The 23863-nt window shown below is 73.2% G+C and carries 21 protein-coding genes and 1 riboswitch; of the genes, 4 read left to right on the top strand and 17 right to left on the bottom strand.

The features are described 5' to 3' along the window. Nucleotides 1–144: 144 nt before the first annotated feature. From EJG53_RS24575 to EJG53_RS24530, 10 genes are all read right to left on the bottom strand, one after another. A complete protein-coding gene (locus EJG53_RS24575; RefSeq protein ID WP_125046573.1) occupies nt 145–1557 on the bottom strand; it encodes an NAD(P)/FAD-dependent oxidoreductase in 1413 nt (470 codons plus the stop codon). A 398-nt stretch (nt 1558–1955) separates the two neighbouring features. Continuing rightward, the gene (locus tag EJG53_RS24570) at nt 1956–2897 is read right to left on the bottom strand and encodes a Ppx/GppA phosphatase family protein (protein ID WP_125046572.1); all 942 of its coding nucleotides are present in this window, start codon (nt 2895–2897) and stop codon (nt 1956–1958) included. After that, entirely contained in the window at nt 2894–3457 is a 564-nt protein-coding gene (locus EJG53_RS24565; protein WP_125049569.1) for a DUF501 domain-containing protein, read from the bottom strand. Before EJG53_RS24565 ends, EJG53_RS24570 begins: the two co-directional genes overlap by 4 nt. A 98-nt stretch (nt 3458–3555) precedes the next feature. Then, nucleotides 3556–4005, bottom strand: coding sequence for an FtsB family cell division protein (locus EJG53_RS24560; protein WP_030021608.1), 450 nt, complete (start codon nt 4003–4005; stop codon nt 3556–3558). 148 nt (nt 4006–4153) lie between these two features. Further along, complete coding sequence (gene eno / locus EJG53_RS24555; protein WP_125046571.1) at nt 4154–5440, bottom strand: phosphopyruvate hydratase; 1287 nt, start codon at nt 5438–5440, stop codon at nt 4154–4156. 455 nt (nt 5441–5895) lie between these two features. Further along, entirely contained in the window at nt 5896–6612 is a 717-nt protein-coding gene (locus EJG53_RS24550; protein ID WP_125046570.1) for a LysM peptidoglycan-binding domain-containing protein, read from the bottom strand. A 1-nt stretch (nt 6613) separates the two neighbouring features. Then, a riboswitch (cyclic di-AMP (ydaO/yuaA leader) is annotated at nt 6614–6784 on the bottom strand. A gap of 252 nt (nt 6785–7036) precedes the next feature. Further along, nucleotides 7037–8047, bottom strand: coding sequence for a LysM peptidoglycan-binding domain-containing protein (locus EJG53_RS24545; protein WP_125046569.1), 1011 nt, complete (start codon nt 8045–8047; stop codon nt 7037–7039). A 268-nt stretch (nt 8048–8315) separates the two neighbouring features. Beyond that, complete coding sequence (locus EJG53_RS24540) at nt 8316–9581, bottom strand: cytochrome P450 family protein (protein ID WP_174856573.1); 1266 nt, start codon at nt 9579–9581, stop codon at nt 8316–8318. A gap of 105 nt (nt 9582–9686) precedes the next feature. Further along, nucleotides 9687–10085, bottom strand: coding sequence for a DUF6479 family protein (locus EJG53_RS24535; protein WP_241269521.1), 399 nt, complete (start codon nt 10083–10085; stop codon nt 9687–9689). 108 nt (nt 10086–10193) lie between these two features. Continuing rightward, nucleotides 10194–11156, bottom strand: a complete 963-nt coding sequence (locus tag EJG53_RS24530; protein WP_244955310.1) for a LysR family transcriptional regulator — start codon at nt 11154–11156, stop codon at nt 10194–10196. Nucleotides 11157–11327: 171 nt separating this feature from the next. Between EJG53_RS24530 and EJG53_RS24525 the strand changes: the two genes are divergently transcribed. Continuing rightward, a complete protein-coding gene (locus EJG53_RS24525; protein WP_125046567.1) occupies nt 11328–12593 on the top strand; it encodes an MFS transporter in 1266 nt (421 codons plus the stop codon). Here EJG53_RS24525 and EJG53_RS24520 read toward each other — a convergent pair. The 5 genes from EJG53_RS24520 to EJG53_RS24500 all read right to left on the bottom strand — a co-directional run bounded on the left by EJG53_RS24520 (nt 12539) and on the right by EJG53_RS24500 (nt 19065). Continuing rightward, complete coding sequence (locus EJG53_RS24520; protein ID WP_125046566.1) at nt 12539–13549, bottom strand: nucleoside triphosphate pyrophosphohydrolase; 1011 nt, start codon at nt 13547–13549, stop codon at nt 12539–12541. The genes EJG53_RS24525 and EJG53_RS24520 overlap by 55 nt on opposite strands. A gap of 97 nt (nt 13550–13646) precedes the next feature. Next, nucleotides 13647–14288 (bottom strand): SurA N-terminal domain-containing protein, encoded by a 642-nt coding sequence (locus EJG53_RS24515; RefSeq protein WP_125046565.1) that lies wholly within the window; start codon nt 14286–14288, stop codon nt 13647–13649. A 173-nt stretch (nt 14289–14461) separates the two neighbouring features. Then, complete coding sequence (locus EJG53_RS24510; RefSeq protein ID WP_125046564.1) at nt 14462–16195, bottom strand: serine/threonine-protein kinase; 1734 nt, start codon at nt 16193–16195, stop codon at nt 14462–14464. Beyond that, nucleotides 16192–16839 (bottom strand): hypothetical protein, encoded by a 648-nt coding sequence (locus tag EJG53_RS24505; RefSeq protein WP_125046563.1) that lies wholly within the window; start codon nt 16837–16839, stop codon nt 16192–16194. The genes EJG53_RS24510 and EJG53_RS24505 overlap by 4 nt, the downstream gene beginning before the upstream one ends. A gap of 165 nt (nt 16840–17004) precedes the next feature. Continuing rightward, a complete protein-coding gene (locus tag EJG53_RS24500; protein WP_125049568.1) occupies nt 17005–19065 on the bottom strand; it encodes an N-6 DNA methylase in 2061 nt (686 codons plus the stop codon). Nucleotides 19066–19387: 322 nt separating this feature from the next. Here EJG53_RS24500 and EJG53_RS24495 point away from each other — a divergent pair, with 322 nt between their 5' ends. Next, nucleotides 19388–20167 (top strand): DUF4190 domain-containing protein, encoded by a 780-nt coding sequence (locus EJG53_RS24495; RefSeq protein WP_125046562.1) that lies wholly within the window; start codon nt 19388–19390, stop codon nt 20165–20167. A gap of 117 nt (nt 20168–20284) precedes the next feature. On the opposite strand, the gene EJG53_RS24490 is transcribed toward EJG53_RS24495, so the two are convergent. Beyond that, nucleotides 20285–21085 (bottom strand): HNH endonuclease family protein, encoded by an 801-nt coding sequence (locus tag EJG53_RS24490; protein ID WP_125046561.1) that lies wholly within the window; start codon nt 21083–21085, stop codon nt 20285–20287. A gap of 79 nt (nt 21086–21164) precedes the next feature. Here EJG53_RS24490 and EJG53_RS24485 point away from each other — a divergent pair, with 79 nt between their 5' ends. Together EJG53_RS24485 and cpt are read left to right on the top strand one after the other, a co-directional pair. Further along, the gene (locus EJG53_RS24485) at nt 21165–22628 is read left to right on the top strand and encodes a DUF2079 domain-containing protein (RefSeq protein WP_125046560.1); all 1464 of its coding nucleotides are present in this window, start codon (nt 21165–21167) and stop codon (nt 22626–22628) included. A gap of 17 nt (nt 22629–22645) precedes the next feature. Then, nucleotides 22646–23215 carry a chloramphenicol phosphotransferase CPT gene (gene cpt, locus EJG53_RS24480; protein ID WP_125046559.1) on the top strand — a complete coding sequence of 190 codons (570 nt, stop codon included), beginning with the start codon at nt 22646–22648 and terminating at the stop codon, nt 23213–23215. A 55-nt stretch (nt 23216–23270) separates the two neighbouring features. Here the strand turns inward: cpt and EJG53_RS24475 are convergent, their stop codons facing one another. Continuing rightward, nucleotides 23271–23798, bottom strand: coding sequence for a hypothetical protein (locus EJG53_RS24475; protein ID WP_125046558.1), 528 nt, complete (start codon nt 23796–23798; stop codon nt 23271–23273). Nucleotides 23799–23863 lie beyond the last annotated feature (65 nt).

Below are 23863 nucleotides of genomic sequence, written 5' to 3'. Positions count from 1 at the left end.
GTTCGTTCGTAAGGGAACAGCAAAACGACCGCGTTCCGCCACAACGAATACGCCGAAGGGGCGGCCGCACCACGGATGGCGGCCGCCCCTTCGGCGGTGGTGTGCGGGTGGCGTCCGCTGCCGGACGCCACTCCCGACGGAAGGTCAGGAAGCCTTGGCCTCCGCCTTGTCGCCGCTCTTGGCCTTCTTCTCGGCGTCGTCGGCCGCGGCGGCGGGCGCCGGGGCCGGCTTGGCGGCCTCGTAGAACTCCTCGCGCGGGTTCTCCATCGCGCCGAGCGAGGTGATCTCGCGCTTGAGGAACATGCCGAGGGTCCAGTCGGCGAAGACGCGGATCTTGCGGTTGAAGGTCGGCATCGCCATGCCGTGGTACGCGCGGTGCATGTACCAGGCCAGCCGGCCCTTCAGCTTGATCTTCGTCTTGCCGACGACGATCATCGCGACGCCCTTGTGCAGACCGAGGCCCGCGACCGCGCCCTTGTTGGCGTGGCTGTACTCCTTCTGCGGGAAGCCCCGCATGCCGGAGATCACGTTGTCGCCGAGGACCTTGGCCTGGCGCAGCGCGTGCTGGGCGTTCGGCGGGCACCAGGCGTTCTCGTTGCCGGCCTTGCGGCCGACCAGGTCCGGGACCTGGGCGTTGTCGCCCGCGGCCCAGATGTAGTCGGTGCCCTGCACCTGGAGGGTGGCCTGGGTGTCCACGTGGCCACGCAGGCCCAGCGGCAGACCGAAGCGGGCGAGCGCCGGGTTCGGCTTGACGCCCGCGGTCCACACGATGGTGTTGGAGTCGACCTCCAGGTCGTTGCTCAGCACCACGTGGCCGTCGACGCAGGACTTGGTGCTGGTGCCGAGGTAGACCTCGACCCCGCGGCTCTCCAGGTGCTCCTTGCCGTAGGCGCCGAGCTTGGGGCCGACCTCGGGGAGGATCTTGTCGGCGACGTCGACCAGCAGGAAGCGCATGTCTTCGCGCTTGACGTTGTTGTAGTACTTCGCGGCGTCGCGGGCCATGTCCTCGACCTCGCCGACGGTCTCCGCACCGGCGAAGCCGCCGCCGACGAAGACGAAGGTCAGCGCCTTGCGGCGGACCTCTTCGTCGGTCGTGGAGTCGGCCTTGTCGAGCTGCTCCAGCACGTGGTTGCGCAGGCCGATGGCCTCCTCGATGCCCTTCATGCCGATGCCGTTCTCGGCGAGGCCGGGGATCGGGAAGGTACGGGAGACCGCGCCCATCGCGATGACCAGGTAGTCGAAGGGCAGCTCGTACGCCTCGCCGACCAGCGGCGAGATCGTGGCGACCTTGCGGTCCTGGTCGATGGTGGTGACGCGGCCGGTGAGGACCTCCGCCTTCGGGAGCACGCGTCGCAGCGGCACCACGACGTGGCGGGGAGAGATGCTGCCGGCAGCAGCTTCAGGGAGGAAGGGCTGGTACGTCATGTACGAGCGCGGGTCGACGACCGTGACCGTCGCCTCGCCGTACCGCATCTTCTTGAGGATGCGGCGTGCCGCGTACAAACCTACGTACCCACCGCCTACAACGAGGATCCTGGGACGCTCCGTGGTGCTCATGCAATCGAGTATCCACCCCCACTCGGGGCACCCCTCGTGAGCCCCTTCACAAGGTTGCGAAAGGGGTCTGCTACACTCCGCCGCTCCGTGATCGACGCCATAGCCCCACAAGGGAACCAAGACACCGTCCGGAGCGTTGGACACCCCCGTTGATCAGGGATTGTGCCCTCCGAGGCGACTGGACCACGCCGCACGTAAGCATCTCTTTAACACCCCTGAAAACCGCACATTCTTGCGGCACCGAGGACCTACGGCCCAAGAAGTAGGGCCCGCTGCCCGGTTTGCACGGTCAGCGAGCCCTTTTTTCATGTGAAGAGTTTCACGAACTTTCTCCGCGACGAGGGCCCGAGAGCCCCCTGAACGGGCCCTTCCGGCCCTTGCCGCCGCCCTGCGGAGTACTACGCACAGCTCCAGGCGATCCCGTCCAGGATGTCGTGTTCGGAGACGACGACCTCGTCCGCGCCCACCCGTTCCATGATCGACAGGAGCACGAGGGCGCCCGCGCCGATGACGTCGACGCGGCCCGGGTGCAGGGACGGGATGGCGGCGCGCTGCTCGTGGGTGGCGGTCAGGAGGCGGTCGGTGATCTCGCGGACCTCGGTGAGCGGGATGCGCGCGTGGTGGATGGCCTCGGAGTCGTAGCCGGGCAGGTCCAGGGCGATGGCGGCGACCGTGGTGACCGAGCCGGCCAGGCCGACCAGGGTGCGGGCCTCGGAGAGGGGGACGGTCCGCGCGGCCTCGTCCAGGGCGCGCTCGATGTCCGCCCGCACGGCGCTGATCTGCTCGGCGTCGTACGGGTCCACGATCTCGCCGTCCCGTACGAGGTGCCGCTCGGTCATCCGTACGCAGCCGATGTCGACGGAGCGGGCGGCGCGCACGGCGTCGGAGCCGAGGACGAACTCGGTGGAGCCGCCGCCGATGTCGACCACCAGGTAGGGCTTGGCCAGGTCGGTACGGCCGGTCAGCTCCTTGGTGGCGCCGGTGAAGGAGAACTCCGCCTCCTGGTCGCCGGTGATCACCTCGGGCTCGACGCCCAGGATGTCCACCACGCCGCGCACGAAGTCGTCCCGGTTCTCGGCGTCGCGGGAGGCGGAGGTGGCGACGAAGCGGACGGTCTCGGCGCCCAGCTCCTCGATGACCGCGGCGTACTCGCGGCAGGCCGCGAAGGTGCGCTCCAGGGCCTCGGGGGCGAGCCGGCCGGTACGGTCCACGCCCTGGCCCAGGCGCACGATCGTCATCCGGCGGTCCAGGTCCTTCAGCTCGCCGGTCGCCGGGTCGAGGTCGGCGACGAGCAGGCGGATGGAGTTGGTGCCGCAGTCGACGGCCGCTACGCGCTTCATGCGGTCGGGTCTCCTTCGTCCTCGGTGGTGTCCGTGCGGTCGGCGGTGTCCGTGCAGGGGGTCACGCAGGGGCCCTTGCGCCACCACGCCGGCAGCATCGCCAGCGCCTCGTCGCCGAGCGGGTTGACGCCGGGGCCGGCCGCGAGCGAGTGGCCGACCAGGACGTGCAGGCACTTGACCCGGTCGGGCATGCCGCCCGCGCTGGGGAAGTTCTTCAGCTCCTCGATGGCGTCCCGGCGGCGGATGTAGTCCTCGTGGGCGGCCCGGTACGCGGCCGCCAGCTCCGGGTCCGTGGCCAGCCGCTCGGTCATCTCCTTCATCACGCCGTTGGCCTCCAGCGTGCCGATCGCGGAGGCCGCGCGCGGGCAGGTGAGGTAGTAGAGCGTGGGGAAGGGGGTGCCGTCCTCCAGGCGGGGGGCCGTCTCGACGACGTCCGGCTGTCCGCAGGGGCAGCGGTGCGCGATGGCGCGCAGGCCGCGCGGCGGGCGGCCGAGCTGTTCCTTGAACGCCGCGATGTCCGCATCGGTGGGCTCGGTGCGCTCGGTCTGCGGCGGGGGCATGAGGTGTTCAGACACGGACGTGGGTGCTTTCGGTCGTGGCGGTGGTGGAGACGGCGGCGCCGTGCGGCGGGCCGGGCCGGGCGCGCGCCCCGCACAGGCTACTTGTCGGCGGCGTCCAGGCCGTTCCAGATGTTGTCGTACCAGGGGTCTTCGGTGGCGGCCTGCCCGGTGCGCCGCTTCCCCGTGCCGGAGCCGTCCTGGACGATGAAGCCGGTCTCGCCGGGCCGGACGTAGTGCAGGTGCAGCCGCGCCTGCTGCCGTACGTACTCCGGGTCCTGCCAGCGGGCCTTCTCGTCGCGCAGCTCGTCGGCGCGGAGCTGGGCCTCGGCTGCCTGGCGGCGCTGGTCGGCGATCTCGGAGCGCTGCGAGATGTACTGCCGGGTGGGGTAGGCGAGGGCGACGACCAGGGAGCAGAGCACCAGCGCGAGCAGCGCCGCACGGCCGGTCAGGCGGCCCCGGCGGGGCCGTCCGGCGCGCTGGACGCGGGCGGCGGCCTGTTCGCCGAGCGCCTTGAGCCGGGTCGCGGTGGAGAACCGTTCCGCGGACACGTCGCCTCCCCTGGGTCACCGGGCCGGGACGGCCCGGCCCGCAGCACGTACGTCCCCGGCAACGGTACGGGACCGCCGCCGGGGACGTACGTATTCACGGCTGCCGGGGCCGTTCGCGGCCCTCGGGGGTCAGCCCTTGCGGTGCTTGTCAGTCCGCGAGGCGGAACCGCGGGAAGGCGGAGCGGCCCGCGTAGACCGCCGCGTCGTCGAGGATCTCCTCGATGCGCAGGAGCTGGTTGTACTTGGCGACGCGCTCGGAGCGGGCCGGGGCGCCGGTCTTGATCTGGCCGCAGTTGGTGGCGACGGCCAGGTCGGCGATGGTGACGTCCTCGGTCTCGCCGGAGCGGTGCGACATCATGCACTTGAAGCCGTTGCGCTGGGCCAGCTCGACGGCGTCCAGGGTCTCGGTCAGCGAACCGATCTGGTTGACCTTGACCAGCAGGGCGTTGGCCGAGTTCTCCTCGATGCCGCGGGCCAGGCGCTCCGGGTTGGTGACGAACAGGTCGTCGCCGACGAGCTGCACCTTGGAGCCCAGGCGCTCGGTGATGACGTTCCAGCCGGCCCAGTCGTCCTCGAACAGCGGGTCCTCGATGGAGACCAGCGGGTAGGCGCCGACCAGCTCCTCGTAGTACGAGGTCATCTGCTCGGCGGTGCGCTGCTCGCCCTCGAACTCGTAGACGCCGTCCTTGTAGAACTCGGAGGCGGCGACGTCGAGCGCCAGCGCGATGTCCTGACCGGGGGTGTAACCGGCTTCCTTGATCGCTTCGAGGATCAGGTCCAGGGCCTCGCGGTTGGAGCCCAGGTTCGGGGCGAAGCCGCCCTCGTCGCCCAGGCCGGTGGCCAGGCCCTTGCTCTTCAGGACCTTCTTGAGGGTGTGGTAGACCTCGGTGCCCCAGCGCAGCGCCTCGGAGAAGGACTCCGCGCCGATCGGGGCGATCATGAATTCCTGGATGTCCACGTTGGAGTCGGCGTGCGAGCCGCCGTTCAGGATGTTCATCATCGGGACCGGCAGCACGTGGGCGTTCGGGCCGCCGAGGTAGCGGAACAGCGGCAGGTCGCTGGCCTCGGAGGCGGCGTGCGCGACGGCCAGGGAGACGCCGAGGATGGCGTTGGCGCCGAGCGAGCCCTTGTTGTCGGTGGCGTCCAGGTCGAACATGGCCTGGTCGATCAGGCGCTGCTCGGTGGCGTCGTAGCCGACCAGCTCCGGGCCGATCTGCTCGATGACCGCGAGGACGGCCTTCTCCACGCCCTTGCCCTGGTAGCGGTTCGGGTCCCCGTCCCGCAGCTCGATGGCCTCGAAGGCGCCGGTCGAGGCGCCGGACGGAACGGCGGCACGGCCGGTGCTGCCGTCGTCGAGGCCGACCTCGACCTCGACCGTGGGATTGCCTCGCGAGTCGAGGATCTCGCGAGCTACGACGACGTCGATGGACGGCACGTTGTCTCCTTCATGGGTGTCTGGAGTTCTGCAGCACGAGCCTAACGGCCTCCGGGGGTTCCGCTCGCCGCCAGCCCGGTCCTCGGGACGAATACACCCGCAAAGCCCCTGTTCACGGGACGTATGGGCGCAATGTTCGCTGAACGGGGAAGTCGGCGGACGGGGCGGGGCGGGTCCGGCCGGGTGGGGCCCCTGGGGGCCGCGGCAGGCCCTTCAGGGGCCCGGCGCGGAGCCTCCGGGGTCCGGGGCGGCCGGTACGGCTCGCGGCGGACTCACGGGGAAAAGGGAGAAGCCCCGCCGCGGCGCCTGCGGGGGACAGGCACCGTGACGGGGCAGTCTCACGGGAAGAGCGGATTCCCGGGGTGAGCGGCCCCCGGGCGGCGGGGCGGCCCGTACGTACCGCCGTACGTACGGAGCGCCTCGGTCACCCGGGATCTCTCAGGGCTTCGGCCGGCTCAGACGGCCAGCTTCTGGCCCGGGAAGATCAGGTTGGGGTTGCCGCCGATGACGGACTTGTTGTTCGCGTAGACCGACTTCCAGTTCTTGCCGTGGGAAGCGGCGATCTTGGCGAGGGTGTCACCGGACTTCACGGTGTAGTTGCCCTCGGGGTTCGACTTCGGCGTGGACTTCTGGGCCGGAGCCGGGGTCTTGCGGGCCAGCTCCTCGCCCTGCTTGCGGGCCTCGGAGCGCGAGGTGCCCTGCGGGGCGGAGTAGGAGCGCTCCGACTTGTAGGACTTGTGCGACTTGTAGGACTTGTGCGAGCTGCTGCCCTGCGACGAGCCGCCGTCGGCCTTGGCGTTCGCGTTGCCCTGGCCGAGGTGGCCGCCGGCGCAGGTCCAGGCACCCGGGCCCTGGATGGCGAGCAGGCGCTCGGCCGCGGCGATCTGCTGGCTCTTGCTGGCCTGGTCGGCGCGCGGGGCGTACTGGGTACCGCCGGCGGCGGCCCAGCTCGAGTTCGAGAACTGCAGGCCACCGTAGTAGCCGTTACCGGTGTTGATCGACCAGTTGCCACCGGACTCGCACTGGGCGACAGCGTCCCAGTTGTTGCCCGCGGCGGAGGCGGAGGTGGCGCCCATCAGCGGGACGGCCACCGCGGCACCGGCGACGCCGGCCAGCGTGGCGACGCGGACGGCCTTGGAGGGACGACGGTGCTTGCCCTTGGTGTTCAGCATGGTTGTTCCTCACCGACGCCTGCGAGGTGAGCTGTCGGGTTCGGGCCATGTGAGTTGCCCGGCCGTGTGTGCTTCACACATGGCTTCACCCCTAGCCGGTTGGACCCGCTTCCGCGGGCGGGGCCGGCGCTTACCTTGGGTCCCCCGCTCCTGCCTTCGGCGCTCTCGCGTCGAGTGACCTCCGACCACCGGCAGGATTCGGCGTGTGATCGAAGGGCCCGCTTTGGCGAGCGATGAAGACGGTAAACAGGAACACCCCGCGGGTTCAAACCCCTACATCTGAGGCCAGTTGACCCCCAGACATCACAGGATCATCACATTTCCGCAGGTCGTCGCAGGTTTGGAAACAACGGACGGGACGGTCACCGCGGTCCCGAACGAGATCCATGTCTCACTTTCACCAAAGCGGGTGAATCACCGCGAACTACCCCTGCCGGTCGCTCAGCTCAAGGCGCTGACCAGGGTGGATAAGGTCCGGATCGCCCCCGATGACGCCTTTGTTGGCCGCGTAGAGCGCCGGCCAGCCCCCGTCGACCCCGCGGTCCTCGGCGATGGCTGACAGGTTGTCACCGGGCCGCACGGTGTAGTCACCTGGCGCGCCCGGGTCCGTACGGTGCGCGTCGCCGCCCCGCGAGGGGTGGCCCCCGCCGGACCGGCCCGCGTCGCCGGAGCCGGTGCCCGTACCGGTGCCCGTGTCCGCGCCCGTACCCGTGTCCGCGCCCGTACCGGGCTGCTCCGCGGGCCGGCCCCGGTGCTTGCCCTGTGACGGGGGCGTGGTGGGGCTCGTGGAGGCGCCGTCACCCGGAGTGGCCGGGTCGGTGGGCCGCGACGGGTCCTGCGTACGGCCCGTGCCGGACGGGTCCGGCGTACGGGACGGGTCCGGGGTGCCGGCCGGGCCGGTGGGTGACGGCTTCGGCTCCGGGGTGCGCGTACCGCCGGGCTCCGGCGTCCCGGACGGCTTCGACGGCTCGGAGGAGGGCGGCGGGGTGGACGGGGACGGCGAGGAGGGCTTCGGGGACGGCGTGGCCGTGCCGCCCGGGTCGACGTCCGGCCCGCTGCCGCCCTGCTTGAGTCCCGCGTTCACGGCGCAGCTCGGCCAGGGGTCGGGGCCGCGCGCGGCGAGGATGGACTCCGCGACGGCTATCTGCTGCGACCGGCTGGCCAGGTCGGGGCGCGAGGCGTACGCGGCGCCGCCGTTCTCGTCCCACATCTCCTGGGTGAGCTGGAGCCCGCCGTAGAAGCCGTTGCCCGCGTTGGCGCTCCACACCCCGCTGCTCTCGCACTGCGCGACGCGGTCCCAGGTGGCCGCGTCGGCGGCGTTGGCGCTGCTCGCGGCGAGCAGCGGCATGGCGAGGGCGCCGCCGGCGACTCCCGCCGTGACGAAGATGGCCGGAGCCTGGCGGGGGCGTCGGTGACGGCCGTTCCCGGAGCGCATGCGGTTGCCTTTCGAGCGGCGGTTGAGTTGTCGTCGAGAGGCCGGCGCCGTCGGCTGCGTGGCCTGTGCGCTGCCGCGCCGCCCGCCCCGGCCTTTCAAACGGTTGAAAGTAGCGGGGCGGCCGGTCCGTCACAAGCCGGTGTAGCGGAGATCACGCTCAGGTCACGGGCTGACGGGTTGTCACGTACGGCCGGGCTCCCGACCCTGTACGGACGGGCACGACGTCCCCTTCGTACGGAGGTGACGTCTCCTTTGTACAGGTGCGGCATCACCCGCGTACGGGGGTGAACTCCACCGGCAGCGCCCGCAGCCCGCGCATGATCAGACCGCCGCGCCAGCGCAGTTCGTCCGGGTCGGCGCCGAGCCGGAGGTCCGGCAGCCGGGTCAGCAGGGTGGCTATCGCGGTCTGCCCTTCGAGGCGGGCCAGCGGCGCGCCCAGACAGTAGTGGATGCCGTGGCCGTACCCGAGGTGCTGGTTGTCGCGGCGGGAGAGGTCCAGGACGTCCGGCCCCGGGAAGCGCTCGGGGTCGCGGTCGGCGGCGGCCAGGACGACCAGGACCGGGTCGCCCTCGGCGATCCGCTGCCCGCCGAGGGTGAGGTCCCGGGTGGCGAAGCGCCAGGTGGCCAGCTCGACCGGGCCGTCGTAGCGCAGCAGCTCCTCGACGCCGGTGGCGAGCAGCCCCTCGTCGCCCTCGGCGGCGGCCTTCTGGAGCAGTTGCCGCTGCTCGGGGTGGCGCAGCAGTTGGTACACGCCGTTGCCGATGAGGTTGACGGTGGTCTCGAAGCCCGCGAACAGGAGGATGAAGGCCATCGCGGCGGCCTCGTTCTCGGTCAGGTGCTCGCCGTGGTCGGAGGCGCGGATCAGACCGGAGATCAGGTCGTCGGCGCCCTCGTCGCCGAGCGTTTCGCGCTTGCGGTGGATCAGCTCGGCGAGGTAGCCGCGCATCTTCTTCACCGACCGGGCGACACCGCCGCGCGGCCCGCCGCCGTGCCGGATCATCATCCCGGCCCAGTCGCGGAAGTCGTCCTGGTCCTCGCGCGGGACGCCGAGCAGGTCGCAGATGGCGTAGATGGGCAGCGGGAAGGCGAACTCGTGGATGAGGTCGGCCTCGCCGCGCTCCGCGAAGGAGTCGATGAAGGAGTCGGTCAGTTCCTGTACGCGCGGCGCGAACCGGGCGATACGGCGCGGAGTGAACGCCTTGGAGACCAGCCGGCGCAGCCGGGTGTGGTCCGGCGGGTCGATGTTGAGCAGGTGGGTCATCAGGTTGGCGCCGCGCTCGCCGGGGATGCCGACCTTGCCCTTGCCGTGCGCGGCCTCGCTGTGGTGCACCGGGTTCTTCGACAGCCGGGTGTCGGCGAGCGCCTGCCGCGCGTCCGTGTACCGGGTCACCAGCCAGGCTTCGACGCCGCTGGGCAGCCGCGTCCGGTGCACGGGCGCGTGCTCGCGCAGCCAGGCGTACGCCGGGTACGGATCGGAGGCGAACTCCCAGGTGAACAGTTCCGGGCAGGCGGGAGCGGCCGCGGGGCCGGTCACGGGGCAGCCGGGCCCGGCCCCGGCGGGATCGGCGGGCCGCCCGCCGGAGGGGAGATCGGCGGGGGGATCGGCGGGGAAAGGGGTCTGCGGTCGCACCCCTCGACGTTAACCCCCGCCGAAGGACCCGCTGTGCCCGTCCTGCCAGCGCTTGCGCTCCCGGTCCTGGTCGGCGCCGTGCCGGGTGGGGGCGTTGCCGTAGTCGGGCAGTTCGTGCGGGGTCAGCCGGTGGTCGCCGTCGCGCGGCACCTCGTTCGGGTCGCGCAGCTCGCTCTCGTACCCGGTCGGGTTCTTGGGCGGGGTCGGCTGGGTCTCCGGCTCGGGCGGGTCGGGCTCACGGTCCCGGCGGCGCCTGCCGTAGACCACGGCGAGGATCAGCCCCGCGACGATGACGATCCCGGCGATCAGCGGACCGGTGCCGACGACCATGTCCCGCGTGAGGTCCACGGCCTGCTGGACGGCCGTGCCGTCCTGGGCCGGTGTGGTCGAAGCGATCGTTGCTGTCATTGGACCCGGGTACCCGGGTGGGCGGTGACGATGCGCGGGCGGCCCCGGCGCCCGGCCCGCAGGCCGGTGCCCGCGCGAATCCGCTGGTCACCGGCTCGGGGCGCGGGTTCATGTCCCCCGTACGGCGGAGTCCGGGTCCGGCTCGCGTACGGCGGGTCCCGGGTCCGGCCCACGTAGACCGGAGCCCGGGTCCGGCTCGTCGGGGTCCACCCCCAGGGCACGCAGGAAGGCCGCGGCTGCCGGGGAGGGACCGCGGGCGCTCCAGACGACGCGTTCGACCCGGGCGGGCGCGTCGGGGACGCGCACCACGCTCAGTCCGGGCAGTTCCGCGGCGAACGCCAGCGGCACCATGCCGATGCCGAGCCCGGCGCGGACCAGCTTGGCCAGGAACTCCACGGTGGTCACCTCGAAGGCCACCTCGGTCGTCAGGCCCGCCGCGCGGAACGCGTCGTCCCGCTGGCGGCGCGCCGCCGACCCGGCCGTGAAGTCGACGAAGGTCTCCTCGGCCAGCCGCCGTAGGTCCGTCCACTCCCGGCCCGCCAGCGGATGGTCCGGCGGTACGACGGCGACCAGCTCGCCGTGGGCCAGGGCCCGCTCCCGTACGCCCGGACTGCGGGCGCCGGGCACCAGGCCGACGAAGGCGACGTCCAGCGAGCCCTGCCGGACCTGGTCGATCAGTCGCTCGCTCATCTCCATGCGCAGGCTGATGCGCACCTGCGGGTAGCGGGCGCGGTAGGAGCCCAGCTCGCGGGCCAGGTCGACGGCCGCGACGGTGGAGATCGCCCCGACGGCGAGCCGTCCGCGCACCTCGCCGGCCGCCGCCTCCACCTCGGCGCGGGCCCGCTCGGCCGCCTCCAGCGCCTGCCGGGCGACCGGTACGAACGCCTCCCCCGCCGCCGTCAGCCGCACGCTGCGGCTGGTCCGGTGGAAGAGCCGGGCGCCCAGCTCCTTCTCCAGGCGGGCGATCTGGTGGCTGAGCGCGGACTGCACGACGTGGCAGCGTTCGGCGGCGCGGGTGAAACCGCCGGTCTCGGCGACCGCGACCACGTACCGCATCTGTTGCAGCTCCATGGCGGCGAGCGTAGCCAGCCGGGGACGCCCGGCGGGGCTCATCCATCGCGCTTCACGATGAATGCGATGAAAACTATGCGTTGGACTCATCGTGTGACGCGGCGGAAGCTGAGGGCCGGAGCATCACCGACAGGGTGACGCGCCGTGCAAAGTCGTAAAGAAAGGGACCCGATGGCTTCCCAGGTAGAGGGACATCCCGGGCTGGGGCGCGGCACGCTGCTGCTGATGTCCGTGGCGACCGGCCTGTCGGTGGCGGGCAACTACTTCGCCCAGCCGCTGCTGGACGTCATAGGCCACGACCTCCACATGGGAGCGGCCACCGCCGCACTGGTGGTGACTGTCGCGCAGGTCGGCTACGGGCTCGGGCTGCTGTTCCTCGTACCGCTCGGTGACCTGCTGGAGCGGCGGCGGCTGGCGGTGGGCCTGACCGCGGCCACCGCGGTCTTCCTGACCGTGACGGCCAGCGCGCCCAACGGGACGCTGCTGCTGGTCGGCACCGCCCTCACCGGCCTGACCTCCGTCGCCGCCCAGGTCGTCGTCCCGTACGCGGCCTCCCTCGCGCCGCCCGCCGAACGCGGCCGTACGGTCGGCACCGTCATGACCGGGCTGCTGCTGGGCATCCTGCTGGCCCGTACGGCCGCCGGGCTGCTGGCCGACCTCGGCGGCTGGCGCACCGTCTACTGGGTCAACGCGGGCCTGATGCTGCTGATGGCCGTACTGCTGCGGCTGCGACTGCCCGCGCTGCACACCGGCGCCGGACTGCGCTACCCCGCGCTGATCCGCTCCACGCTCGCCCTCTTCGTACAGGAACCGGTGCTGCGCTGGCGGGCCGCGCTCGGCGCGCTGTCCTTCGCCGCGTTCAGTGTGCTGTGGACGGCGATGGCCTTCCTGATGTCCGGCCCCTCCTACGGCTGGTCGGAGTCGGCGATCGGGCTGCTGGGCCTGGTGGGCGCGGCCGGATCGCTGTCCGCCTCGGTCGCCGGGCGGCTGGCCGACCGGGGCCTGGCCCACCGGGTCACCGGCCTCGGCGGGTTCCTGCTGCTCGGCTCCTGGGCGCTGCTGGCGGCCGGGGGCGCGGGCGGTGTCTGGCCGCTGGTGGCCCTGCTGGCCGGGGTGGTCGTCCTGGACGCGGCGGTGCAGGCGGTGCACATCAGCAACCAGAACCTGGTCTACGCGGTGCGCCCGGAGGCCCGTAACCGCCTCAACTCCGCCTACATGACGAGCTACTTCGTCGGCGGCGCGGTCGGCTCGGCGCTCACCTCGGCGGTGTGGGGCGCGGCCGGCTGGGCCGGAGTGTGCGCCGTGGGCGCGTCGCTGGGCGCGGCCGTGGCCGCCGTCTGGACGGCCGAACGGCTGCGCGCCCGCGGCAGGCGGCCCGGGGCTCAGTCCGCGGCGCCGGAGGCCGCCTCCTCGGCGGACCGGATCGCGTCCCGGTAGGTACGGGCGGCGGCGCGCAACGCGGTCTCCGGGTCCGTACCGGCCGCCTCGGCCCGTACGGCGAGGGCGAGCAGCTCGTACCCGATGCCCTCGCCCGCGGGCAGGGCGTCGATACCGGACGCGCGCGCCCGCGAGGCCAGCTTGCCGGCCAGCGCCAGCGCGGGCTGACCGAGCGGAATGCCTTCGGTGACCGAGGTGCGCTGCTTCTCGGCCGCCTTCTCCCGCAGCCAGTGCGCCTTCACGTCCTCCGGGGTGTGCGCGGCCTCCTCGCCGAAGATGTGCGGGTGGCGGCGGATCAGCTTGTCCACGAGCGTGCCCGCCACATCGTCGACGGAGAACGGCTCGTCCGGGTCCTCCTGGGCGATCCGGGCGTGGAAGACGACCTGGAGGAGCACATCGCCCAGCTCCTCGCGCAGCGCCTCCCGGTCGCCCTCCTCGATGGCCTCGACCAGCTCGTACATCTCCTCGATGCCGTACTTCGCCAGGTCCTCGTGGGTGCGCACGCCGCTCCACGGGCACTGGCGGCGGATCCGGTCCATGACCTGCACGAGATCGAGCAGACGGGCGCCCGGCAGGTCGTACGACCCGGGCAGCAGCTCCAGGTCCGGCATGGTCTCCCGGCCGGAGCCCGCCATCCGGGCCAGGCCGTCGGTCAGCTCCGAGTCGCCGTCGGCCGAGGTGATCACGACCGCCGTACGGTCCCCGATCCGGCAGAACTCCACCAGCTCCCGGGCGCCCGGCACGTCCGAGCCGACCGCGACGCCCGCCTCGCGCAGATACGGGAGCTGCGGGTGGGCGGTGTCGGCGCACAGCACGAGGTCGGCGGCGCGCAGCGTCTGCCAGGCGGGCCAGGACAGCAGGCCGGGCGCGACCCGGTGGCTGGTCGTGAGCAGGACCAGGCGGCCGGGGGCCGGGGCCTGCGGAGTGCCGGGGGCGTCGGTGGCGTCAGCGTTCACCCGACGAACGTAACGCACGGCACCGACAGCGCGACCGTCCGCCCGGAGCCGGCGGCGGCACCGGAACCGTACGGCCCGCCCGCTCCCCCGGCCCGGATCAGGTCTGCCGCTGCCCCGCGCCCGTCACGTCCTTGACCCACGGCTCCTTCGTCCCGCCGAGGACGACCTGGCTGTCGTCCCACTTCCCGTAACGCGGATTGACGTCGATGTGCATCTTCCGGGACGTCTTGGCCAGCGACTCGGCGAGCCGCTGCTGGCCCTGCGGCTGCCCACGGTCGGCACCGAGGCTCTTGGCGACGCCGTCCAGCAGGAGCTGGTTGCGGACCACCGCGTCGATCTCGCCAGGCGCGATGGCCTGCTGGAGCCACATCTCCTTGAGCCGGTCCGCGCCCCCCGCGCTGCGCTCGGCCGCCGCGCGCCACTGCTGCACGTCCCGCCGGGAGACGGTGACCCCGGCGTCCTTCGCGCCGCGCTCCAGCACCCGGTCGAAGATCATGCCGTTGAGGGTGGCCGGGCTCAGCTTCCCGGTGTTCTCCACCAGTTGGGCGGCCTGCGGGGACTTCTCCTGGGCGGCGCGTACGTCCCGTACCCGCGACTGGAGCTGCGAGACGCTGATCCGCTGCCCGTCCACCACGGCCGCGGCGCCGGGATGCGCCTCCGTGCCGCAGGCCGTGAGCAGCGGGGCGGCCAGCAGGGCGGCAGCGGCGGAAACGGGAAGCGCGGTCCTACGGCGGAACATCAAGCCTCCTGGCAGGGTGCGACGACGGTACGGCGACGTGCGACGTGCGGCTCTTCCGACCTGGCGTTGATCGATGCCGATGCTAAAGAGTCCGCGGGGTCCGGGCCACCGATTCGACCAACGAGTTGTCCGGGACGCGGTTTCTCCTCCCTTCCTTCCCCGCCGCGCACGGGTCAGCCGCGTACCTGTCCGAGCCAGTACAGGGTGCGGCGGACCTCCGCCGGGAAGGCGCCGTGCGGGCCGTGCAGGCGTTCCGCGTCGTGCAGGAGGCGGGAGAGGGTTTCCTGGGCGGCGCCGCGTTCTCCGAGGGCGAGCAGGAGGTGGCCGATGGAGCGGCGGATCTCCAGGGGCCGCACGGGGTCGTCCGGGTAGCGCTCGAAGTGCGGCAGCAGGGCCCGGTACTCGTCCAGTGCCTGGCCGGCCTCGCCCAGTTGCTCCAGGCACTGGGCGGCCTCGTAGTGGAACTGGAGCGCCTGCCGGGCCGGGCCGGGGCCGGTGTCGCGGCCGAATTCCTCGGCCAGTGCGCGCAGTTCCGGCAGGGCGCGGCGGTACTGGCCGTCGTCCATGAGGGTGGCCGCGTACTGCTTGCGCAGGGACCGTACGACCGGTGAGTGGGCGCCGTGCCGGGCGGCGGCCGCGGGCAGGATGCCGCCGAGGATGTCCACGGCGTGGGTGATGCGGCCCTGGTCGAGGAGGCGTTTGACCTCGTCCACGGCCGCGGCGACGTCGGGGCCGCCGGCGCCCTGGGCCCGGGGGTCGGTGGCCCCCGGGAGCCCGTAGCCGCCGGTCCCGCCGGTTCCCATGGACGTCCGCGGGTCGGTGCCCGCGGGCGGGAACGGGGGCGACGGGGTGAAAGAGGCCGCGGGTGCCGCGGTCGTCTGCTGCGGTACGGCCACGGCGTGCTGCGGTACGGCGGTCATGGCCGCGACCGGCTGCGGGGCCAGGGGCGTCGCGACCGGCTGCGGGGCCGGGGGCGTCGCCGCGCGGGCGGGCCACGGCGCGTGCGGGTGCAGGAACGGGCGGGTCGGGTCCATCGGCGCGCCCGTGCCCGTACCGGCCAGGCCCTGCGCCGGGGTGGGCAGCAGCGGCACCAGTGCCCGGTAGACCTCCTGCGCGTCGGCGGGGCGCTCCTGCGGGTCCTTGCCGAGCAGCCGCAGGACGAGTGCCTCCAGTTGTTCGGGCACGTCCGGCCGGAGACGGCGGACCGGTACGGGCGGCTCGTAGAGGTGGCGGTGCAGCACGCCCAGCGCCGTGGAACCGGCGAACGGCACCTCGCCGCTGAGCAGCTCGTGCAGCAGCACCCCGAGCGCGTACAGATCCGTGTACGGGCCGACCGTGCCGCCCATCGCCTGCTCGGGCGCCATGTAGGCGGGGCTGCCGATGGGCGATCCGGTGCTGGTCAGGCGGGTGGTGTCGGTGTCCAGGGCGGCGGCGATGCCGAGGTCGAGGACGGTGAGGGTGCCGTCCGGCTTGACCATCACGTTCCGCGGTTTCAGGTCACGGTGGATGATCGGTACGGCGTGCACGGACGCCAGCACGGCACAGAGCTGCGCCGCGACGCTGACCGCCCACGGCCAGGGGTACGGCTCGTGCTCGGCCAGGTGGTCGGCGAGGTCGGCGCCCTCGACGTACTGCATGACGAGGTAGAGGTCGTCGCCGTCGCTGCCCGCGTCGTGCACGGTGACCAGGCCGGGGTGGTCGACCTGCGCGGTGACACGGCACTCGCGGACGAAGCGGCGGCGCATCTCCTCCGCGTCGGGGGTGCCGGACACCCGGTCGGGGCGCAGCAGTTTGACGCCGACGCGGCGGTCGAGGCGGCGGTCGTACGCGATCCAGACCTGGCCCATGCCGCCTTGGCCGAGCAGCGCGGAGAGTTCGTAGCGCTCGGCGACGACGCGTCCGTTCAACGCCCCTCCTCCTTGCGGAGGTAGTCGCTCAGCTCGTCCAGTTCGGCGCGGACGCGGTCGATGCGCTGCGGCTGGGCCGGGTAGGGGGAGGCGGGCGGCGGCTGGTGCGGCGGCTGGACTCCGGCGTACGGGTTCGGGGCGGCCGGTGCAGGGGCGGGGGCCTGGGCCGGTCCGGGGTAGCCGTAACCCGCAGTTTCGGGCCGGGGGTAGCCGTACCCCGCCGCGGCCGGCCCCGGGTAGCCGTACCCCGCGCCGGTCGCGCCGTACCCGGCCCCCGTGCCGACCGCCCCGTACTGCGGCCACTCCGGCGGGACGCGCTGCGCGCGGATGTCGACGACGAGGTAGTACACGACGGCCCCGGCCATCTGGAGGAGGAGCGCCACCACCGCGACGTTCGACTGCCAGGAGTTCTCGTCCTGGCCGCTGGCGAGCAAGATCGCGGCGAACACGAGGACCAGATCGGCGCCGAACACCCACCAGCCCAGCGGCCGGCGCTGCTGCACGAGCGCGGCGCGCAGCAGCGTCAGCCAGGCCAGGAAGCCGATGCTGAGCACGGCCAGCGCCACGAAGACCACGCGCAGCAGGACGACCGTCCTGCGCGACGCGGGACGGTGCGGCGGTGCTGCCGGGGCGGGGCCGTGCATGACTGCTCCTGACGGATCGAGGCCCGGCGTGGGGCGGAGGAGTGCGTGCCGGGACATGCTCGGATGCGTGAGATCGAGCGTATATACGACACCGCTGGGGCCGCCGGGGTTGTAGGAAAGCCGCCGGGGTTGCGGGAAATAAGCCGGACGTCACCGGACCGTCCGTCAGCCGGGCGTCACCGAACCGTCCGTCAGACCGTCGTGGAGGCCCTGGACGAGCTGTTCGCCCAGGCGGGCGGCGAGGCGCAGGGACTCCTCGAAGGCGGCCAGTTCGCGGAAGCGCCGTCCGTAGCGGAGCTGGTCGGCCAGCGGCAGCCGCGGGAGCTGGAGGCGGCGGACGTCCAGGCGGGTGGCGGTGGACGCGTAGCTGCTGGCCTGCCTTGTGTTGGCGGTGCCACGCAGGAACCCGGCGAGGAACCACGGGTCGAGGGCGGCCGGGTCGGGCCGCAGGAGGAAGAGGTTGCGGCCGAGGGCGGCACCCTCGGTGGCCTCGTCGACGACGCGGGCGACGGCACCGCCGCCCAGGACGGGCACCACGACGTCCCCGGCCGCCACCAGGACGGGCTCCTCGGCCGGGACGGCGGCGCCGCCCTCGGGCAGCGCGCCACTGGGCGCCGTGCCACCGATGACGTCGTGCTCGGTGAGGACGGCGGGCGCGGCGTCCGCGGTCGCGGTGCCGGGGCCGCCGGCGCGCAGCACGAGGGCGCCGGCGCGGGCGAGTTCCCCGACGGTGGTCAGCGGCCAGCGGGCGGGCGCGGTGTCGGGGCCGCCCGCCGCTTCCGGGGTCAGTTCGGCCGTACGGGACAGGGTGGTGGCCAGCCGCTGCCGGACGGTGGCCAGTTCGGCGAGGCCGCCGGCGGCCGAGGGGGGCGGCAGGTGGCGGGCCGGGGCCAGGTCCACGTCGTCGCCGATCAGGTCGATGGCGGCCAGCGAGCGCCGGACGCCGGGCTGTTCCACGACCTCGCCGTCCCGGTCGAACGCTTCCCACGCCTCCAGCGCGGTGGTCCGTACGGCCTGCCAGTCGGGCTTGTCCCGGCCGGGGGCGCCGCCCGCGCCGAGGGCCGCGGTGTCGACGACGAGCAGGTGCGGCGCGGGCTGGGCGGCGGCGCCCGGTTTGCGCAGGACCCACAGGTGCAGCGGGATGCCGTACGGCGGTGCCGCCCCGGCGGGCAGGGCGATCACGGCGCGCAGGGCACCGCGGCGCAGCAGGTCGGCGCGGATGCGGCGGCCGGAGCGGCGGGACGCGGCGGCGGGCGGCATCAGCAGGACGGCGGTGCCGCCCTCGCGCAGCCGGGCCAGCGCGTGCTGCACCCAGGCCAGTTCGGACTCCGTACGGGCCGGGAAGCCGTACTCCCAGCGCGGGTCGTAGGCCAGTTCGTCGTGGCCCCAGTTGCGTTCGTTGAACGGCGGGTGGGCGAGGACGGCGTCGGCGGCCAGCTCCGGGAAGGCGTCGGCGCGCAGGGTGTCGGCGGCGTGCACGCGCACCTGGGCGGCGGGGGCGTGCAGCGCCAGGCGCAGCGCGGTGAGCGCGGCCAGGTCCGGGTCGGCCTCCTGCCCGTACAGCTCCGCGGTGTCCTCGGCGGTGTCGGCGGCCGCGTCCAGGAGGCTGCCGGTGCCGCTCGCCGGGTCCAGGACGGTACGGGCCGGACCGGCCAGCGCGGCCATCAGGGCGGCCGGGCCGGGCGGGGTGAGGGTGTACTGCCGGGGGTTGGCGTCCAGGTGGCGGCCGAGCAGGAACTCGAAGGCGGGTACGGCGCCGTCCTCCTCGGCGGCGAGTTCCGCGGTGGCCCGCACGAGGGCGGCGGACGGCAGGAGGGCGTCCCGGGTCAGGCCGTGCACGGGGTGGTGGGGGCCCAGGTGGGCGGCGAGGACGGATTCGAGGACGGCGGGCAGCATCCCGGCCAGTCCGGTGTCGTCGGCGGACCCGTTCAGCTCACGCCAGGCGGAGGGGCGGTCGCGGACGAACAGCAGGACGGCGCCGGCGTGCCGCAGGGCGGTGGCGGCGCCGTCCGGGTGGGAGACGAGCTGCTGCCAGACCCGTTCGCGCAGCGGGACCTCGGCGAGTTTTCCCTGGGCGCGCAGCCAGTGCTCGACGTCGGCGAGGGCGAAGGTGGGGCTGGTCTCCGTACCGCCGACGGGCCGGGGGAAGCCGGTGTGCCGGCGGCGCCAGTTGCTGACCGCGGCACGGCCGACGCCGGCCAGCCGGGCGATGCCGGCGGCGGTCACCTCGGTCACCGGCCCGGGTCCCGCGCCGTCGGCCGGTCCGCTCCCCGTCGTCGCTGCTGTCTCCACCTGGCCGGCTCCCGTCCGCTCGCGCCCTGACCTGCCTGTGTCGCCGAGCATACCCACGAATACGACACCGCCCCCTTCACGGCGTGAATCCACTTCACTCCGTGAATCGTGTTGACTCGGTTCACAGGTAGTGCTGTTATTGACCCACCGCACCACCGGTTCACACGGCGGAACCGGCTCACCCCGGTTCGCGGCGCACCCCGGTGCCCTGAACCGCCGATCTCCCGCTCCAGCGCCCGGAAGGGGCCGTATCTCCATGTCGCACCAGACGCACCACCCGCACGCGCCGCAGGCCCCGATGGGCATGCCGCCGCAGCAGGCCGCCCGCAACGGGCTGGGGATCGCCGCGCTCACCCTCGGCATCATCGGCATCCTCAGCGGACTGATCCCGCTGCTCTTCTGGCTGGCCGGCATCCTCGGCGTACTGGCCCTGATCTTCGGCCTGGTGGGGCTCGGCAGAGCCAAGCGCGGCCAGGCCACCAACAGGGGCGTGGCCCTGACCGGCACGATCCTCGGCGTCCTCGCGCTGCTCGCGTCGGTGGCCGGCCTGGTGATCACCGTGACCGCGGTCGACCAGGCGGTGAAGGAGGTCAACAAGGCCCTGGAGGGCTCAGAGGCCAAGCCGAAGGACGGCGGCGCGGCCACGAAGGAGTACCGGGGCGGCGCCACCGCCGTCTACGGCACCGGCCTGAACGTCACCGTCTCCAAGCCCACCTCCTTCACCCCCGAGGAGTTCGCCATCGGGCACGCGAAGGGCAACAAGCCCTACAAGGTCACCGTGCGGCTGGAGAACAAGGGCACCAAGGACGTCGCCGGTGACCTGGTGACGGTCGAGGCGCGGGCCGGCAAGGACGGCAAGACCGCCGAGCGGATCTACGACGACAAGTCCGGCGCCGGCTTCAGCGGCACCGTGACGGCCGGCAAGACCGCCACCGCCGACTTCGCCTTCGACGTACCGGCCGGCGCGAAGACCCTGGACGTCGAGGTCCGTCCCGGCTTCGACCACAAGGCCACCCACTGGCAGCTCACCCTCTGACCGTACGGACCGCACGCACACAGGCCGCCGGCCCGGAACCGCAGCACGCGGAACCGGGCCGGCGGCCTGTCCGGTGCACGCCTCCGGGGCGGCGGCCTGTCCGGTGCGCCGCTCGGGCTACTTCGCCGTGAACCGCTCCGGCGCCTCCGTCGGCCCGCCGCCCGCCGGCAGCTTCAGCTTCGGGCACCCGCTGAGCACCTGGGTCATCGCGTCCTTCTCCGCCTGCGTCACCCACAGCCCGTACTTCTTCTTCACCGCCACCTGGTGCGCCACGTAGTCGCAGCGGTACGCCTTGTTGGCGGGCAGCCACGTCGCCGCGTCCCCGTCGCCCTTCTGCCGGTTGGCGGAGGAGTCGGCGGCGATCAGGTTCAGCGGGTCGTTGGCGAGCGCGACGCGCTTGCGGCCCGGCCACTGCTGGGCGCCCTTCTGCCACGCGTCCGACAGCGCCACGAGGTGGTCTATGTCCACCTTGCTGCGCCCGCGCTCGTACTGGACCGCCAGACCGGTGTACGGGTCCTTCTTCAGCGTCCCGGAGGCGACCTTGCAGTGCCCGTCGGTGAACCGCACCTCCGTCAGGTCCCGCTTGAGGATGTCGTCGCGGGTGCCGCAGTGGTTGCCGTCCGTGTCGGCCCAGGCGGTGCCGAATCGCGCGCGAGTGTAACCGGTCTTGGGGGCGCGGCCCTTCACGGTGAGGGTGCCGACAGCGTGCAGCGCCGTGCCGCCCGCGGCGGGAACGGACGACGCCGCGCCGCCGTCTTCTCCCGTACCGCCCCCTTTGCCACCGTCGGGTGTGCAGCCGGTGAGGGCGAGCAGCGCGGCCAGTCCGGCCGTGGCGACGGCGACGCCGCGGCGGCGGGTGCTGGTCAGGGGTGTGGCGCGGGGCGACGATGCGGTCCGTATCCGATGCAAGAGGGACATCCCATCTCAAAACAGGCGACAATACCGGCCGGTTCGGCGGCCTCGGATATCTTTTCGGAAGTTGAGAGTAAGGACGCCCATGGACACGGCCGCAGCAACCGCGACCAGCGGCAGGACGACGCCCGTGCCCGTCACCGGGAGCGGATACGTACCGGCCCCCGGCCGGCTCCGCGCCCGCACCGCCACCCTGCTCGGCCCGCGCCTGCTCCCCTACTGGACCGCAGCGGCCTTCTTCGTCCTGTTCGCCGCGGTCTCCGTGCTGCGCTTCCGCTCGATGGCGACGTCCTCCTGGGACCTCGGCATATTCGAGCAGGCCGTACGGGCCTACGCGCACCTGCGGGCCCCCGTCGCCGACCTCAAGGGTCCCGGCACCAACCTCCTCGGCGACCACTTCAGCCCCGTGCTGGTCCTGCTCGCCCCGCTCTACCGGATCTTCCCCGGCCCCCAGACGCTCCTGTTCGCGCAGGCCCTCCTCTTCGCGCTCTCGGCCGTGCCGGTGACCCGGACCGCCGTCCGCTTCCTGGGGCAGGGCCGCGGCCTGGCCGTCGGCGTCGCGTACGGGCTGTCCTGGGGCCTGCAGAAGGCCGTCGACTTCGACTTCCACGAGATCGCCTTCGCCGTACCGCTGATCGCCTTCGCGCTGGAGGCGGTGCTGCGCGGCCGCTGGACCGCGGCGGTGTGCTGGGCGGCGCCGCTCGTCCTCGTCAAGGAGGACCTGGGGGTGACCGCCGCCGTCATCGGCGCGCTGGTCCTCGTCCGCGCGCGGCGCGCCGTGCCGCTCGCCGTCGGGCTCGTCGCCTTCGGCCTGGTGGCCACCGCCGTCACCCTCGGCGTGATCATCCCCGGCTTCAACGGGTCCGGTTCGTACGACTACTGGAACAAGCTCAGCGGCGCCGGCGGCCCGGTCCCCCGCATCCCGGCGGACACCGCCGTACGCACCCTGCTCTGGCTCCTCCTGCCCACCACCGGCCTGCTCGCGCTGCGCTCCCCCCTGCTGCTGGCCGCACTGCCCACCCTCGGCTGGCGGTTCCTCTCCCACGAACCGCACTACTGGGGCATCGACTGGCACTACAACGCCGTCCTGATGCCGGTGCTCTTCCTCGCCCTGGCCGACGCCCTGCCGCGCACGCTGGTCTCCGCGCGCGCCTGGCTCCGCGCCTACGCCCACCACCTGCCCGCCGCCGTACTGGCCGCCGCGCTGGCCCTGACCACCACCCTCCCGCTCGCCCGCCTCACCGAGGCCGGCACCTACCGCAAACCGCCGTCCGTGACGGCCGCCGAGCACCTGCTGGAACGTATCCCCGACGGCGCCACCGTCGAGGCCGACATACGGCCCATCTCCCGCCTGACCGACCGCACCCGGGTCTTCTGGATAGGGGACACCCGCGGCATCGACCCCGACTACGTCGCCGTCGAACTCCACGACGGCCGCAAGCCCGAACAGGCCCTGGAGGACGCCCGCAAGCGCCACCCCAAGGCCGTGTACGGCATCCTCGGGGCGGCCGGCGACGTCACGGTAATCCAGCGGACAGGACGGCTCTGACTCCGTACGGTGGCCCGATGACCACCGGCCCGCCCCGTACCCGCACCGACGTCGTCGTCCTGAACGGCGGCTCCAGCTCCGGCACTTCCACCCTGATCCGCCAACTCCAGGACGTCCTGCCGCGGCCCTGGCTGACGTTCGGCGTCGACTCCTTCATCGAGGCCCTGCCGCCGTCGCTCGTCGTACCGGAGGCGTCCGACACCGCGCCGGGCCTCGGCCTCGCCCCCGACGGCAGCATCACCGTCGGCCCGGTCTTCCGCGCTCTCCAGGCCGACTGGCAGGAAGGCGTCGCCGCCATCGCCCGCACCGGCACCGGCGTCCTCCTCGACGAGGTCTTCCTCGGCGGCGCCGAAGGCCAGGAACGCTGGCGCCGCACGCTGAAGGGCCTGTCGGTGCTGTGGGTCGGCGTGCGCTGCGCCCCGGAGACGGCCGCCGCCCGCGAGGCCGCGCGCGGCGACCGGATCACCGGCATGGCCGCGTCCCAGGCCGAACTGGTCCACCGGGGCGTCACCTACGACATCGAGGTCGACACCGGCGTCACCGATCCCCTCACCTGCGCACGCCAGATCGCCGCACACGTGGCATGAGCACGGACCGGGCCGCGGCGGCTCACCGCCGGCGTGCAGGCCCGGCCCGCACAGCTCACTGCCAGTGCGGACGCCCGCTCTGCATCTCGCAGCTCAGCGTCGCGCCGTGGGCGTCCTTCGTGGTCAGACCGAGGTGGGCCTTCTTGCAGAACTGCCTGCGGCGGTAGTGGTTGCCGGACGGCGCGAGGATGACGTCGCCGGAGGCGTCACTCCCGGAACCACCGGAGCCGGACCCGGACCCCGAGCCGGAGTCGGAACCGCCGGAGGACGAACCCCCGGAACCGGACCCGGCCCCGCCGGCCCCGGAGTCCGAACCCCCGCCGGTCCGGGGCGTCTTACGCGTCGCCGCGGGCGGCTCGGCAGCCTCGGGCGTGGGAGTGGGCGCGGCCGACGACGGCGTGGCGCTGGGACTCGGGCTCTCGGTCGGCGACGCGGACGGCGACGGCGTCGCGGAGGCCGTCGCGGACGGACTCGCCGCACCACTCTTGTCCGCACCGCCGTCCGGCGTACATCCGGAGAGGGCGATCAGGGCCGCGGTGACCAGCGAGGCGGTGGACAGGGCGGCGCGGCGGGGTCTTATCACGGTGGGAACATCCAGTTCTCTGAGGTCGGGTGGCCCCGTGAGACACACGGAGCAGCCTGACCATA

It is taken from the genome of Streptomyces chrestomyceticus JCM 4735, assembly GCF_003865135.1.
Taxonomy (GTDB): domain Bacteria; phylum Actinomycetota; class Actinomycetes; order Streptomycetales; family Streptomycetaceae; genus Streptomyces; species Streptomyces chrestomyceticus.
Note: the sequence above shows the minus strand (reverse complement) of the source record. Positions and strands in the feature narration are given on the sequence as shown.